The following is a 14,862-nucleotide window of genomic DNA, read 5'->3' as shown; positions in this document are numbered from 1 at the left end:
TTCGTCGATTCGACCACTGAACGCGAGGTGCCGGCGTCGTTCTATCTCGGATTCTAGACGTACTACCACTAAAAAAGCTCGTCAGTCCCAGTTGCTGATCTTAACCGCCCTAATGATGTGTATCGTAGTGAAATCGGCGTCTTCACACGATACGGAATCGGATCCTCTAGTTTATATAGGCTCCCCGGTTCAAACACGAGAACACTTTTTGACCGGTCGAACTGTAGATACTCCTTGACCGGGCGTGCTAACTCTGCATCTTCTGCGCGAACTATCTCCTTCACACGGGCAAAGTACTGTACTTTCCCAGCCGAACCGGACACATATATCGCAACGAATTCTGGCTCACGGCTAACTCTCACGAAGCCCCACGCGTTGTTTTCTTGTAAGAAACTAATTCCCTCTGGTTTTGTTGGAAACAGGGCGCCTTGGGTGTCATCAGTACCATCGATTTCACTTCTTGAGATTGTCCCTTGGATCGCGTTTGCGTCCGGTGAAGGGCTCCAATTACCAGTCATTCTTGGAATCCATGTCTAAGTCGTTCATTAACCTACGCAATCGCTGCGTCATTACTGTTGCCGTTGCGAGTAGCGGTCTGGAGGTTGCTGAATAACACCGCGAGTTCGCGTACGATCTCGTACAATTCGTCAAAAACTTTTTTACATTACTCTCAGTGAAATATGATAATGACCGACATTCAGCAGTACCTCGATTCACTCACCGATACTGCGAGCACTGGCGACACGCGCGAAGAAAGTTACTACAGCGATCTCAGCAATTTACTGGAAGAACACGCCGATGAAAATGGGCACGACGATGTTCAAGTCACCACTCTCCCCTCTCCAACAGATGGCGGAAACCCAGACTTCAGGGTGTGGAGTGGCACAAACGAAGTCACGGGGTACATTGAGGCAAAACTACCGAGCGGACAACCACTCGATACTATTGAGGAGAGAGAACAACTTACCAGATATCGGAATACGTTTGAGAATGTTATTTTGACGAATTTTGTTGAGTTCCGACTCTATCGTAACGGCGAACAAGTCGCTGAGGCAGAGATCGCAGACCCAGCGGAAATCCCTAGATTTGGGGACGCTCCCAACGCTGTCAACACTGATGATCTCGAAACCCTGTTTGAGCAGTTCTTTTCGTTCTCTCGACCAGAAATCGAGTCCGCGAGGGAGTTGGCAACAGAGCTTGCAAAACGAACCTCATTCATGCGAGAGGTGGTGATTCAAGAACTCGGGCGAGAGATGGCCGGACAGGAGGGGCACATCCTGGGGTTCTACGAAGCGTTCCAAGACTACCTGATGCCCGATATCGATCGGCGAGAGTTCGCAGACATCTACAGCCAGACGATCACGTACGGAATGCTCACCGCTCGAACACGTGTGTCGGGCGAGTTCAGCCGTACCGATGCTGCCGACACTATCCCCTCTACTATCGGGATCCTGAAGGACATTTTCGACTTCATTTCCACATCTGAACCACCGGCAGAGATCGAGTGGATCGTCGATGACGTCTCAGATGTCCTATCTGGCGCGAACGTAGACGATATCCTAAGCGAGTTCTACGCAGACAGAGCTGAATCCACACCGCTTGTTCACTTCTACGAAACCTTCCTTGAAGAGTACGATCCAGAAACACGCCAGCAGAAAGGTGTGTACTACACCCCAGAACCGGTAGTGGAGTGGATTACGCAGTCGGTGAACTCTGTGCTGAAGACTGACCATGACCGCGATGACGGTCTCGCAGACGAAGATGTCACTATTCTCGACCCTGCGGCAGGGACGATGACCTTCACGGCGGCAGCGACGCGCCTAGCAGTCGAGGAGTACGCGGAGAAATACGGACGCGGTGGAGTATCTGCGCTGCTATCGGATCATGTTCTGGATGACTTCTATTCGTTCGAATTACTCGTTGCAGCGTACACTATCGGGCATCTGAAAATGGCGATTCTGTTCGAAGAACAGGGATACGAACTTGAAGATGATGACCGCGTTCAGCTGTACCTGACTAACACGTTGGAACCAGAGGAAGCAGACCAGACGCACCTCCCGTTCGCGTCGTCGCTCGCGGAGGAAGCAGAAATGGCGCACGAGGTAAAAGAAGACACTCCGGTTCTCGCTATATTAGGGAACCCACCGTACTCGGGACACTCAGAAAACCAAGGTGAGTGGATAGAATCTCTCGTTAACGACTACAAAGAGGGATATCCAGAATTACAGAAGCGTGGGCAGGCAAAGTGGCTACACGACGACTACGTGAAATTCATTCGATGGGCCCAATGGAAGCTCTCTGACGCTGCTGAAGGTACGCTCGGGTACATCACTAACCACGCATATATTGACAATCCAACGTTTATGGGGATGCGCGAGCAGCTGTTGTTGGAGTTCGACGAGATCTACGTGCTTGACTTACACGGGAACTCAAACCGACTGGAGCAACCCCCGGAAGGTGGAACTGATGAGAACGTGTTCGACATCCAGCAGGGTGTCGCCATCAGTATCTTCGTGAAAACCGACAATACAGACGATGAGGAGTACGCAGACGTCTACCATAGCGACCTGTGGGGGACGCGAGAAAAAAAGTACGAGACGTTGAGCGGCAGCGATATGAACGATATAGACTGGAAGGAAGTAACTCCCCGAGATCCGCACTACCTATTTGTTCCCCGTGACCAGGAACTCGCCGATTCGTACCACGAGTGGGTGAAGGTGCCCCAAATCTTCTCGGAATACGGTGACCCCACACCCGGCATCGTAACCACACACAACCAGTTCGCTATCTCACTCACCCCTGAACGCCAGAAGCAGAAAGTCAGACAGCTACTCGAAACGGACACGGAAAACGAAGCGCGAGAATACTTCAATCTGTGTAGCCAAGAACAGTGGATCTACAGCGACGCGAAAGAGCATCTGGAGACTGCGAACTGGGACGATAAAATCGTCCAAGTTCAGACATCGCCGTTCGACAAAGAATATACTGTCTACGACGAGCACGTCGCTGTCCATCGGCGTGCTGGCCGCTTATCAAAGCATATGCTTGCGGGAGAGAATATTAGCCTATCCGTGCCGCGGCGGACGGAACGCACGCCGTTCGACCATGCGTTCGTGACAGACGGGTTGATGACGCACCACGGGGTGTCCACGAAAGAGGTGAATTACCAGTTCCCACTATATCTGTATCCGAACGTCCCAGATGAAACACACTCAAAGATCAGAGACACCGCACGGCAGACGAATATTAATCCCAGTATCGTCTCACAGCTCTCCGAGACCTACGGCGACGATGTGACCCCCGAGGACGTGTTCAACTACACGTACGCCGTGTTGTACACGCGTACGTACCGGCTGAAATACTCAGAGTTCATGGAGACGGACTTTCCGAAAATTCCGTTCCCAGAAGACGGCTCTCTCTTCCGGAAGTTCGCTTCGCAAGGCAAAGAGTTAGCGCAGCTTCACATACTCGACCACCCCGACTTGGGATCCCCAGGGGTACAGTTACACAGCGAGGAAGATGGTGGCGGGGAAAACGAGGTCTCGGAGAGCACAGGGGAGTATTATCGGCACTATGATGAGGAAAAAGAACGGCTGTACATTAATTCTGACCAGTACTTTGCGTCGGTTCCACAAGATGTGTGGGAGTATGAGATCGGCGATAGACCGGTTGTGAAAAAATGGATTCAGAACCGCATCGGAGAGACTCTGTCGAGTAGTGATATTCGGAAGTTCTGCCGCATTATTCGGGCATTGATAGAAACCGTAGCTATTCAGGATGAACTCGATAAGTCGTGGGAAGGGATTGAGTCGCACTACTTGACGTTCGAGTTGGAAGGTCAGCAGACACTTGACATATAGTGCCGTTCGTCCGCCCTGATTTCGTCTCGGAGTTCTTGAATTTCGGTTTGGATGTCATTGAGACTGTCGTGTGTTACAAAAGGTGCTTTCGCGCTTTGTGATCGCGTGGTCTGCTACCGCACTCCCGTTCGTTAATCTTCAATCAAAGACTGAAGGCGGGTCCGTAACTCGGTGAACGCGTCCTCTGCGACTGTAACATCAGATGCACCGGTGATCACGACTTTGCCGTTTGTAAATACGAGGATGACTGCCCCGGTCTCGGGCGGACGGTATACAAGCCCTGGAAACTGCTCTGGTTCGTACTCAACTGTTTCCAGTCCCAGGCCGACAGCTAATGTGCTCAGATCTACTGCCGATGAGAGTTCTTCTGTACACACGACATTCTGTAGCGTGAAGCCTGTATCGATAGATCGATCGCAAATTCCAAGCTCAGCTATCTTGCTGATGAACTCCTCGTTCGTAGTTTCCAATTCTTGGAGACTGGAACAGCCACTAATAATGTATTTGCCACTTTGGTACACCGTAATTAGAGGCCCATCCTCTACAAGCCGAACGTAGAGTCCGTGATAGTTTGAGGGATCGTACTCGGTCGAGGGAACGCTTAGATCAGTACCAAGATTTTGAAGGTCAAGTTCTGTGCCTAGATCACCCGATCCAACAGCATTCACAATAGTTACCATTGAGCACCTACGCTGATCCGGATCGGATTCCATGCCAAATCGCAATTTGCCAATATCTGGGCGAATCGAAGGTTGAAACCCTTCTGTGAGGCGTCAGTAGCAAGCGTCAAATTCGTATCTTCTTCGAACTTCTGCATCCCCAGATGACAATGTCTTCTCCTCGATACGTAGTGTTTTCGGCACACAGATACCTGCTTGGCATTCTAAGCACATATATCCACTTTCAGGCCGATTAACATGGTTGTTAATAGATCACCTGTCTTCTGCGACACGGCTCGACTGGTACCTACAGAGGATCGCGTTAGCAGGCTGTGACATGAATTTCAAACTTGCCGGGTGACTTCGGTGAAGAGCTCAAAATATGTGGACTGGCCACATAATTTTGAACAGGAAGAGCATAGGGAGTTTAGGGCTATTATTGACACAACTGTAGCGAAATTACACTAATTGGAGCGTGATAATTTCGAATACCGAAGCATAAACTAGTTTATTCTTGATACGAATCCTCAATTCGCATACTGTCAATCTTTGTTACAATTTCATCAAGCTTGTCATCAAGTTCTTCAACAAATTCACTCGTTCTTTCAGTCGTTATAGCACCTTGGCTAGAGGGTTCAATTAGGTTCTCCTCTTCCAGCACCCGAAGTGAATAGCGGACCTTGTGATGGGGATAACCAGTTTCGTTTGACATTTTAACAATGCCTATTGGTTCGTTTCCGATGACCATCCGAAGTACCTGTAAATGCCTCTCCAGCATCTCTGACTCCTTCTCAAGTCTATCTATCATGGCACTTGGTATCTCGGGACGAGATGGTTTAAGAGTATTTTTCTGGCTCTCCCGGTAGCTGCCAGCTTATGGGATTGTACATGACTCCAAGCACCAAACCGAATTTCGACATCAGCTGGCAAGTTTACCCTCTGTCTCCAACGATATGACTGTCTCAGTGTCAACCTCGTCATCTACGAGTTGAAGGACAAGTTCGTTGCTTTCCCCGAGGTTTGGACGCAGTTTCAAACCGCGTTTCGCAAAGGAATCAGCGATATCTTGAAGGGAACCCAGCCTGCGATATCCTTCGCAGTAATCTGCTGGACTGACATACATATTGGGACACCCGTTACTTGTATGAAAGTATGGGAAGCCTCTGCTAACGTCCCAATCTACGAGAGATAATGTGTTATTTTACAGACTATAATTCAGAGTAATGTATTTACAGAAGTGATCTTCTCAAAAGGTAGTGCTATACACAAAACCGCAGTAACCCCCTCTTGCATAAAAGGTGCTTACGAATACGAGAACATGGCCGAGGACGGACCTGAGACCATCGCGATATACGCCCGCGTCTCGACTGCCGACCAAGATGCGAGCCGGCAGCTCGACGAACTCCGCGAGTGGGTCGCCGACCAGTACCCTGACGCCGAGACCGAGGAGTACGTCGACGTAGTCTCGGGCGCGGCGACGGACCGCGCCGAAGAGTACCACGCACTCCGCAAGACGATCTCGGAGAGAGCTCTCGACCTTGTCGTCGTCGACGAGATAAGCCGCCTCTCCCGACTCGGGGGCGGCGAGATTCACGATTTTATACAGCACGCGCTTCAATACGACACATCCGTTCGCAACCGGGAGGTCGGCCTTTCGATCGACGTCGGCAGCTCCGAGGTCGATCGGGCTGTGAAAGAAATGCTCGCAGGCCTTCTCGGAGACCTCGCGAAGATCGAACACAAGTAAAAGCTACGACGGATCCGCTCCGGAATCGCCGCTGACCAGGACGCGGGGAAATGGACGGGGCGGCCGCCGGCCGGGTTCGTCGTCGAAGACGGATACCTCCTGTCGACCCCGCGGAGTACCTCCACGTCCGCGAGGCCGTCGCTCGCGTCGACCGAGGCGAGGCATATGCCGATGTCGCCGAAGACACCGGCCTCCCTGACTCGACGCTCCGCAGCCTCGTCGAGGACCGCCGTGACCTATACCTCGCCGGGGAAGCCGAGGACGATCGCGTCGACGCCGCGCTCGCGGATATTCGTCCGGTTGAGGACCTCCGGGAGGACCGGGCCGACGGCCTCGCCGAGCTGCGGGAACGCGTCGCGCGCCTAGAGGACGCCCTCGAGGAGTGAGATTCCCGCTACGACGGGCCTATTCCTCAGATTCCAAGCGTTCTGTGACTTCAAATAGCTATGTCAGACAGTACGGTTGGTTATTATACAGAAGAGGGTGTCATAGAACTATTCTCCATATCTTGATTTCATTTATAGCTTGATGAATCAACTGTTAGAATGTGCCTGCGAATGAAGTACTCACTTAGATTTGCTGGGCGTGATAAGTAATGAATAGAGCAGAGTACAAATCCCGGTTATTTCACTCACTCGTGTCGCTAGTGGGAGATAAAATGTATGAATGCGTGGAGATAAATCAATTATTTGTCCAATTGAATTGACTCCGATTGAGAGCGTCATGGGGACCACAGTAATGAGGCAGAGACCACAGGCTAGGTACAGCATCCGAATGCTGCTGTTTCGCTGATATCCCCTATAAGCGTGGAAGACAATGAAGAGCGCTAATCCGAGAGCTACAAGCGATACAGATAACAGCAGCAGATAGTCGGACGGCTGCTGTGAATAGGCCACCAAAATCCCGGATATCATAATCCCTCCCACATATCAGTAAAGCGGTCAGCGAGATCGGCAGTCGTCTTCTTTGAGACCAATATCTCGAATCCGTCATCTGTGAGACGAACAGTAAGTTCGTTCAACTGTGCTTCGTACAGACTATGGTGAGTTCCATCAGGTTGTGCGACGCGTCGTTCAGCGAGAAGTCCGCATTCGATTAGCCGTTCCGTCCGCCGGTAGACGGTAGAGATCGAGATATCGCATGTCTCGCTGATCTCTTTAGCTGACATTGCATTATTCCGCGTCTGTTGGAGGATTACTTGCGCGTACTGGTCGTCAAGGAGAGCGAGGATTTCATCTGCGTCTGCTTGATCGGTCACGCCTATGTTCTCCCTAGCTCTGGTGGTCCAGTTTGTTTTGTGTTGGGACGGTCGATTCCGTACCGTGTGTGCGCTCATTCTGTTCACTCCGGATGTAAATCATCCATTAGTTGCCGTCTTTCACTTACCTACTCTGCCGGGTACGCATGAACAATGCCGCGCTACCATACTGAATTAGCACGGTTAGAACAAACGCAATTCCACCCGTGTACTCGCCGGGACCTACACCGAGAGTGAGTTGATATATGCCGATGTACAGGCCTGCCGCGATCAGCGAGGCTGAGATTGTCCACACTGCCGCTGCGCTGCTTGAATATTCGACAGGCCAGTAACGCTCGTATGCGTAGGGGATGAACACTCCGATATTGAGCGCAAGAAATACTCCTTCCGTGGTAGGGTCGCCTATTTGAGCGAATCCGACCCATGCCACAACAGCGAGGACCACAGAAACAATGCTGACCGACAAGTTGCTTGTCAAGTCTTCCTTGAGACGTGTCCCAAGCGACTGATTATCGGACATGTATCCACGCAGGGAACGGTATAACAAGATATTTACCCGCTTTCGCTGACTCAGCGAATCGGTATTCGCTGGTGAACCGCCTCGTCGATTACTGTGTGGAAAGTCTCCGAAGATTGTATACGAACCGTGATTACGTCACCATACGCAATCGTTGTGCTATCACGAGAATGCGGCTGTTCAAATCTCTACAGATATTGGCAGAGTGAATCGGGACTTGGCCCTGAGGCAGTTCACAACGACGTTCTATGGCTTGTTAAGACGTCAAAGACAACGACTCGCAGAGTGAGTGGACGGCACAAAGACTAGCTATTCCGCGCGGGCACGTCACCAAGGGCCCCGAGACCGTCGATGTGGGTAGCAGTGAAAAACACCGCTCCATCGACCAACACTGGTGGTGAAGTCACCTGATGGTGGAAGCTAGGATCGAACGCGTAGTGCCAACGCATCTCTCCTGATTCCCGATCGAACACGCTGATTGTCTTCTTTCCGGGGGCGAACTCGGGGCTTCCGACCGGGAACACGACTGTATCCGTTCCGATACAGAGCCCTGGTTTGTACACCGGAGTCCCGCGGTGCCATCGCTCCGCTCCGGTTTCACCGTCGATTGCGACGGCACCTACCGAGCTCGTAACGAATACGGTACCGTCGTCGACGGCAACTGTCCGAGGGATGACGTCGTCGTCCTCACCGAACGAACGAAGTTCGCGGATCCGATCGCCGGTATCCCTGTCGTGAACGACGAGTGTTCGGTCATCAGAGACGAACACACCTTCCTGGGTGACAACGGGTGCGGCGGACTCAGGTGTGGCCGTGAGTTTGCTCCGCCACCGTTCCGACCCATCCTCCAGTGTGAAGGCAACGAGAGATGGTGATCCATCCACGTCTCCAACGGCGAACACGCGCCTGTCGTTCACGGCAGGCGCACATGCGAGTCTGGTGGCCGTGTAGGTTTCCCAGCATTTCGTCCCATCGGCTGCCCTGAACGCCTCGATACCGGTCTCGGAAGCAACCAGCACGGTCCCGGTGGCTTCGTCTGCGACGAGATGTTCGAACCCGTTTGTAGGTTGCGTCCAGAGCTGCTCTCCTGTTTGCGGATCAAGCGCAACGAGTTCCGCATTGTACGCCACGATACATCGGTCGTCGACGACGACAGTCGCGTTCTCCCCGCTAGCGTCGAGGGTTGTTCGCCACTTTTCGGTCCCATCCTGTGCGTCGAACGCGATCGCACTCCCCTCATGACTGGGATCAAAGTTCGTCGTGTATACTGTTCCGTCGGAAACTGCGGGCTGCCAGCGTGTGAACGCCTCAGATGTCCATGCCAGATTTCCGTGGGAGGGGACAGCGACGTTCGGTGCGGATGTATTTGCCCCGTTGGCTCCGTGCTGTGTCCACGCTCCCGTGGGTGTTTCCGGCAGAGGTGTATCCGGATCCACTAATGGAAGCCTCGACAGACACCCTGAGAGTGTACTCGCGCCGACAACCGCTGTCGACAGGAACGTCCTTCGGTTCATGTCTGATATGATGGATTCTCGGGATGATGATCGCCTAGTGGCCTGAAATTTCGCTATATTCGGTCTTCCGGTGGGATGTTCCGACCGTCCTCGATTTTGGCTCTACCGACAATCGAGATACTGAGTACAGACGGATTGAGGACGAAGCCTTATTCACCATCACACGTACCCATATATCGCCGGCTGGTACACTTTCATCCACCGATAACTCAAACTGATGTTGTTCTTTCTGCTCTGTTGAAATCCCATTCTTCAGATACACTCTCACCTGAAATAGCCAGTCGCTGAAGACTGCGAGGCTATCTCATCGACTGAAATCTCACGATAATATTTTTGTTCGACATCTTTAATCGTCAGACATGACTGAGTTAGGTCCCCTCGCCGTCGAGTGGTTAGCCGCTGGTGGTGTCGTTGTAGTGCTTGGTGTACTCGTGAAGTTCGTCGGGTGGACGTGGTTATTGGCCGGCTACAACGAGTCCACATCGCCAATCCCCGACGATGCTGTCCGGGACATGGCAGGTAACACGCTGTTGCGTGTCGGCATCGCCGTTATCGCATTAGGTGGGTTGGCTTCCGTGACCGAAGTACCGTCGTATCTTGATCTGGTTCTCCAAGCCGTAATTCTTGTTGCCGTCCTACGTCTTCTCTACCGACTGAACACCTGGACACCACAGACGACCTGACTCAGCGTTTGAACCGTCTCCGCACGCTTCTCACCCTCCGCCTATGACCAGTATATTAAACATCTGTACTGAGCGATCCACGGGTCAGTCAACGGGGTGTGAAAAGAGTTCTATGACACTCTCTGGCATAAAGAAAACCACGACAGGCGGCCTCGAATCCTCGCAGCCCCCAGGTACGCCACTCAGACCACGGGTTCAACGACCAAATGCTCCTGCGTGAGCCGGGGCTTCTTCACCCGACCATCTTCCTCGTACCGAATGATGCCGTGCTCTACGAGGGCGGCGAGATTTCGGCTCACTTGTGCTTTGTCCCGATCTAGCTCACGGCTGAGTTCGCGGACAGAATTGGGTGACATCCGCCCGAGTACCCCCACGACTTCGCGGCGCTTGGGCGTTAGAACCTCTTGGGCTGTTTCCCAGCTGATGACTTGGACGCCCGACATACCGCCTCGGGTGAGTGAGCGGGCGAGTTCACCCCGCAACTCTGTACGATCAGCAGCTTCAGATTCACCGGTGTTGAGGGGAGTACTCACATCTCGCTGAGAGACGAGAAACACACCTGATCCGATGGCAGTCACTGCTTGTTTCGTGAGTAATATACATTAAGCAGAAGGCGATAGTATGACGACCAGAAGCCCTCTATGACTGACCCGGATACAGCCGATATTTGTGCCCACGTGGTAGACGAAAAGTCGCTGCCGACAACTGTCCACGGGAGAGTAACCACGGTCACAGAATGTCAGACGACTCAACAAGCAATAACTAGCGAGAGATGGCTTGAGGCACCCGACAAATTCCGAGAGGAGGTCCTTACTGTCGACGAGTGGGGCGACATTGAGACGGGACTAGACGCACTCAATCCCTTCGACACGATGGATTTCGGTGGCGTGGGATCGTTTTTTGTCCAAAACGGTGCGAAGGCACTCAACTACAATGACGCACAGAACACGTCGAAGGTATTCAACTTCGACAGTGCCGAAGGCGTCTCGGTTATGACGTCATCGTTGATTGAAAGAGTTGTGAGTGAGGCGTTCGATGTCTCTACTGAGGGAGCAGCAACCGTCACAGGCCGTGACTGCTACGTTCTCTTTTCGACACCGACTGACAGTGCTGACGCGCTTTCGTCTCGGATCGACACGTATTGCCTCTGGGTCGATCAAGAGTACGGATATCCACTGAAACAAAAATATGAGTATCAGCTTCAGGAGAGAGCCTTCGTTGTGCGACGAGAGTTTGAGGAGATTGGATTTGACAATGAGATTGTGGACGGTGTCTTTGATTGTACACCACCTGAGGGAAGTACTGTGATTGATTGACACCCTTCCCGCGCTAAACAGTAGTTGCCGAATCAGTTCGTCTCAGCCATCGATCTCGTGTGAACAACGATCTTATTGTCTCATATATATTTATTCTCCCGGGAAGCGTCTCGGACGCATGGACACTCAACAAAGCCACTTCAGCGTGAGAGAGAGAGAGCGACACTACAAGTGAGAGTTCTTTGAGGTTGTTACGAGACGGTAGAGACCCTCCCCTCAGAGCGCTGTATCGATCGTGTACAGTAGACGAGCAGCGAGACATCGGCCACGATGATTGACGTGAAATTCGTCTGTCGGGCGGAACGCAGCGATGCTTTCACAGAGTGGGTCGACCCGCCCTTACCAGTGCTTATGAACACGGCCGATCGTTTCAGGAAACGACGACGGATGCCCTCCATCGCTCACCACAGTCGAGGGACTTCTTCCGGAGTCACCGGGTTCCTCCCTATCCTGATCGTCAACCTGATCCCGCTCGTCGGTGTGCTCCGCCTCGGCTGGGACCCTGCGACGCTCGCCGTGGTGTACGCGGTCGAAGTTGTGCTTTCGATCCCGCTAGCGGGCGTAAAGGCACTGTTCGCGGCCCGACCGCCGCCCGAAGACCGTGAGTCGGGCGTGATAAGCGTCACCGAAGCGCCGCTGGCGAGCAAGCGCGGTGCGGTCCGTCCGGTTACGTGGCTGCCCCCCATTCACCTTCGGAACATCCCGTTCGCAGCGGCGGTCTGCGGCGCGGCCGCGTGGATCACGCTAGTCGTCGGCGTCGCGTTCTCGCAGGCGTTCAACGTGCCTGCCCTGTTCTCTCGTCCGGCGGTGCTCGCGTCAGCGCTCGCGCTGGTCGCAGGCCAGACGATCGATATCGCCCGGGACTATGTCGGCCGGCAACGGTACGCAGAGACCTCGCCGTATGCGGTCGTTGAGACCCCAATGAGGCGGGCGTTCTTCCTCGTGTTCGCCCTGTTCGCGCTCCCGCCCCTCAACGCGGCGGGGGGCGGGGTCGCCGTGCTCGCTGCGTTCGTCGTCGTCAAGCTGCTCGTCGAGTGGTCGTCGTTTCGGGCGACTCACGGCGATGATGCCTCCAGCAGCGGCCGGGTCCCCAGTTGGCTCGCCGGTCCAGCCGACTCCCCAGACCAACCGGAACCGATCAGGGTTCCCGACGCCGAACCCGATGCCCAAGTTCCGGCTCATTGTCGGACCACCGTCGTCACCGCGGTCCTCAAAACGCTCACCAGTGTCGCTCCGGTCTACGCGACTGGCTTCTTTGTCGTGTGGATCGCCGGGCTTGGGCTGTTCGTTGGCGACGCTCCCGGCACAGTCGTCGTTGGGTCCGGGGTCGCCGTGTTTGCGATCTACCTCGGCGCGCTCACCGTGAACGCGGCGGGGTTTGCGCTCACCTATGCACCGGTCGAGTACCGGCGGTACGGGGACCGGCTGATTGCGTACGACACGTGGCTTGACGAGCCGCAGTGGGCGGCCTCCGTCGACCGCCTCCGCGATGCGAGCGTGGTCCACACCCGGCTCCCGGACCGCGCGTTCGGCACGCGGACTATCGAGCTGACCACCGGGTTTGGTGACGACGAGACGGAGCGGTCCGTCGGTCCAGTCGCCGACGGCGAGGCGCTCGTCTCCACGTTCGATCTACCGGTTCGATCCACCGGTCTGCCGCCGATGGATCGGCGAATCGCCGTGGTCGCGGTCGGTGTCGGGAGCGCTGTCGGTGTCAGTGCGGTTGCGTGGCTCGTGGGGTCGTGGCGATCGTCGAGTGGTCTTGTGCAGGGTATCGTTCTGTTGCCGTTCCTCGTCTGGCCGACGTGGTTGTTGTGGCGGCGCGCGTACACCGAGCCGGAGTGACTGGTTCGGTTAGAACCCTCACAAAGAACATATTCCCTCCGTTGCGGTCAATACAAATACCTACTCTAACACACGTTCACTCTCGGTCTTTCGCTGTTCCGGTTCTTCCGTTTCGATGAGTTGATCGAGACGTCGCTCAAATGCTTCGTCGTCAATTTCGCCCTCCGCGTATCGTCGTCGAAGCGTTTCAATCGGTGTCTCATTTGCGTCGTCTATCTGCTGGTCGTCCTGTGGACTGGATACTGGAGCCGCATTCGCCTGACGGACGACACCTAGTGTTAATTGTCCGGATATTCCGAGTATTACTGTACTGACCAAGAGAAACAAGAGGCCTGCCGCAACGTTTCCACTCAGTCCGATAAGTCCGAGCACAAACGCGGGGACGCCGAGCAAACCGCCGATGATAGCAATCGCAGTTCGACCAGCGGGGCTCTGGGGGGCATAGCGGTGGACCAATTCGTACACAATACCTCTATGACCATTTTACAACTTAAAAATCGCGGAAGTGGGACTGAACCCCTCTAGCAGATGTACATCTGCTTGGTTAGCGGGACGGAATACTAGCGAGTCAGCATACACTCTCTATCGGTTAGTTCTGGATTTAGATGGAGAAAATAACGGAGTTTCCGTGCTATCTACACTCTCTGTATCTCGCACCTCACTACTGACAGAAACTGAGGAGATCTCGTGGGCGCTGCTGAATACAGTGCGCGTCTCGGTCACCGAGCTCCCGGGCATTGGTGAGAGGGTGAAGGCTCCCTATCGAGAAACTGCGGCGGCGTGCGCCGCTGCGTATCCCGGACTACAGCAGACGTTGAGCGCGTATCGGACGTAACGCGGGTCGGTTGGCGTCGCCTACGCCAGCGCGATCCCCGCCCCGACGGCGAGACTCGTCAGTGCGAGGCCGATGAGCGCGACTGTTGTCCGGCCGTGGTGTCCGTCGCGGTCGTCGGAGTCAAACCCACGACCGGTCAGAACACCGAGGCCGACAGCAACCGCGGAGAGGCCACCGGCGAGCGCCAGCGTCGTCCAGAGTTCCAGTCCGTGCTGTGCGACTTCTCGTGTAGCCGTCCCGGCGAGAAGGACGCCGGTTGCTATCGGGGCGGCGGCTGTCGCTTTGTTGGAGGGAATCAGTCAAATATCCAACGCGCGTGTAAAAACAGTGGCGATGCCGTGCCGCGGACAGTGGTCAGTACAGGCGACCCAAGAATCGTTCAGTACAGAGGGTGGGTCTATCGGTCGCGTTAAGTTAGTATCAATATCGCTTCCATCATGCGATTTTACAGAAGTGTTTTCGAATGTTGTAGCCGATCGTGTTCTGTGGATCAACGGGAAGGAGAACTGAGAAGGCAGATCCAGTTCTTCACGGGATTACTACCTATTTTGAGTTTATAACTCAGCTTTTCGGAACTCGACGAATACTCCCGCAGTCTTGCGTTTCTTCGTAACTTAACGCGACGGGT

14 protein-coding genes are annotated in these 14,862 nt (G+C 54.0%); 6 read left to right on the top strand and 8 right to left on the bottom strand.

Going from position 1 to position 14,862, the window contains the following annotated elements; all coding sequences use genetic code 11:
* Positions 1-68: 68 nt before the first annotated feature.
* Positions 69-518 (bottom strand): hypothetical protein, encoded by a 450-nt coding sequence (locus DVK07_RS22320; protein ID WP_147441191.1) that lies wholly within the window; start codon positions 516-518, stop codon positions 69-71.
* A 168-nt stretch (positions 519-686) separates the two neighbouring features.
* On the opposite strand from DVK07_RS22320, the gene DVK07_RS16375 reads away from it, so the two are divergent.
* Complete coding sequence (locus DVK07_RS16375) at positions 687-3,860, top strand: type ISP restriction/modification enzyme (RefSeq protein ID WP_233565478.1); 3,174 nt, start codon at positions 687-689, stop codon at positions 3,858-3,860.
* 131 nt (positions 3,861-3,991) lie between these two features.
* On the opposite strand, the gene DVK07_RS16370 is transcribed toward DVK07_RS16375, so the two are convergent.
* Both DVK07_RS16370 and DVK07_RS16365 read right to left on the bottom strand, forming a co-directional pair.
* The gene (locus DVK07_RS16370; RefSeq protein ID WP_233565477.1) at positions 3,992-4,573 is read right to left on the bottom strand and encodes a TATA-box-binding protein; all 582 of its coding nucleotides are present in this window, start codon (positions 4,571-4,573) and stop codon (positions 3,992-3,994) included.
* A gap of 454 nt (positions 4,574-5,027) precedes the next feature.
* Positions 5,028-5,327, bottom strand: a complete 300-nt coding sequence (locus tag DVK07_RS16365) for a hypothetical protein (protein WP_121598025.1) — start codon at positions 5,325-5,327, stop codon at positions 5,028-5,030.
* 429 nt (positions 5,328-5,756) lie between these two features.
* On the opposite strand from DVK07_RS16365, the gene DVK07_RS23715 reads away from it, so the two are divergent.
* Both DVK07_RS23715 and DVK07_RS23710 read left to right on the top strand, forming a co-directional pair.
* Entirely contained in the window at positions 5,757-6,266 is a 510-nt protein-coding gene (locus DVK07_RS23715; protein WP_233565476.1) for a recombinase family protein, read from the top strand.
* Positions 6,267-6,316: 50 nt separating this feature from the next.
* Complete coding sequence (locus DVK07_RS23710; protein ID WP_233565475.1) at positions 6,317-6,652, top strand: hypothetical protein; 336 nt, start codon at positions 6,317-6,319, stop codon at positions 6,650-6,652.
* A 524-nt stretch (positions 6,653-7,176) separates the two neighbouring features.
* Here the strand turns inward: DVK07_RS23710 and DVK07_RS16350 are convergent.
* The 3 genes from DVK07_RS16350 to DVK07_RS16340 all read right to left on the bottom strand — a co-directional run bounded on the left by DVK07_RS16350 (position 7,177) and on the right by DVK07_RS16340 (position 9,477).
* The gene (locus DVK07_RS16350; RefSeq protein WP_233565474.1) at positions 7,177-7,602 is read right to left on the bottom strand and encodes a winged helix-turn-helix domain-containing protein; all 426 of its coding nucleotides are present in this window, start codon (positions 7,600-7,602) and stop codon (positions 7,177-7,179) included.
* 46 nt (positions 7,603-7,648) lie between these two features.
* Complete coding sequence (locus tag DVK07_RS16345) at positions 7,649-8,044, bottom strand: hypothetical protein (protein WP_121598022.1); 396 nt, start codon at positions 8,042-8,044, stop codon at positions 7,649-7,651.
* A 302-nt stretch (positions 8,045-8,346) separates the two neighbouring features.
* Positions 8,347-9,477 (bottom strand): PQQ-binding-like beta-propeller repeat protein, encoded by a 1,131-nt coding sequence (locus tag DVK07_RS16340; RefSeq protein ID WP_233565473.1) that lies wholly within the window; start codon positions 9,475-9,477, stop codon positions 8,347-8,349.
* Between the two features lie 437 nt (positions 9,478-9,914).
* Here DVK07_RS16340 and DVK07_RS16335 point away from each other — a divergent pair, with 437 nt between their 5' ends.
* Positions 9,915-10,238, top strand: a complete 324-nt coding sequence (locus DVK07_RS16335; protein ID WP_121598020.1) for a hypothetical protein — start codon at positions 9,915-9,917, stop codon at positions 10,236-10,238.
* A 182-nt stretch (positions 10,239-10,420) separates the two neighbouring features.
* Here the strand turns inward: DVK07_RS16335 and DVK07_RS16330 are convergent, their stop codons facing one another.
* Positions 10,421-10,681, bottom strand: coding sequence for a MarR family transcriptional regulator (locus DVK07_RS16330; protein WP_121598019.1), 261 nt, complete (start codon positions 10,679-10,681; stop codon positions 10,421-10,423).
* Positions 10,682-10,879: 198 nt separating this feature from the next.
* On the opposite strand from DVK07_RS16330, the gene DVK07_RS16325 reads away from it, so the two are divergent.
* Both DVK07_RS16325 and DVK07_RS16320 read left to right on the top strand, forming a co-directional pair.
* Positions 10,880-11,554, top strand: coding sequence for a hypothetical protein (locus DVK07_RS16325; protein ID WP_147441190.1), 675 nt, complete (start codon positions 10,880-10,882; stop codon positions 11,552-11,554).
* Positions 11,555-11,824: 270 nt separating this feature from the next.
* Positions 11,825-13,399, top strand: coding sequence for a DUF6498-containing protein (locus tag DVK07_RS16320; RefSeq protein ID WP_233565472.1), 1,575 nt, complete (start codon positions 11,825-11,827; stop codon positions 13,397-13,399).
* 60 nt (positions 13,400-13,459) lie between these two features.
* On the opposite strand, the gene DVK07_RS16315 is transcribed toward DVK07_RS16320, so the two are convergent.
* Complete coding sequence (locus DVK07_RS16315; RefSeq protein ID WP_121598016.1) at positions 13,460-13,864, bottom strand: SHOCT domain-containing protein; 405 nt, start codon at positions 13,862-13,864, stop codon at positions 13,460-13,462.
* Between the last annotated feature and the right edge of the window lie 998 nt (positions 13,865-14,862).

The organism is Halorubrum sp. Atlit-26R (assembly GCF_003666015.1).
Taxonomy (GTDB): Archaea; Halobacteriota; Halobacteria; order Halobacteriales; family Haloferacaceae; genus Halorubrum.
The sequence above is the reverse complement of the archived record's forward strand: the minus strand, read 5'-3'. Positions and strand labels throughout refer to the sequence as shown.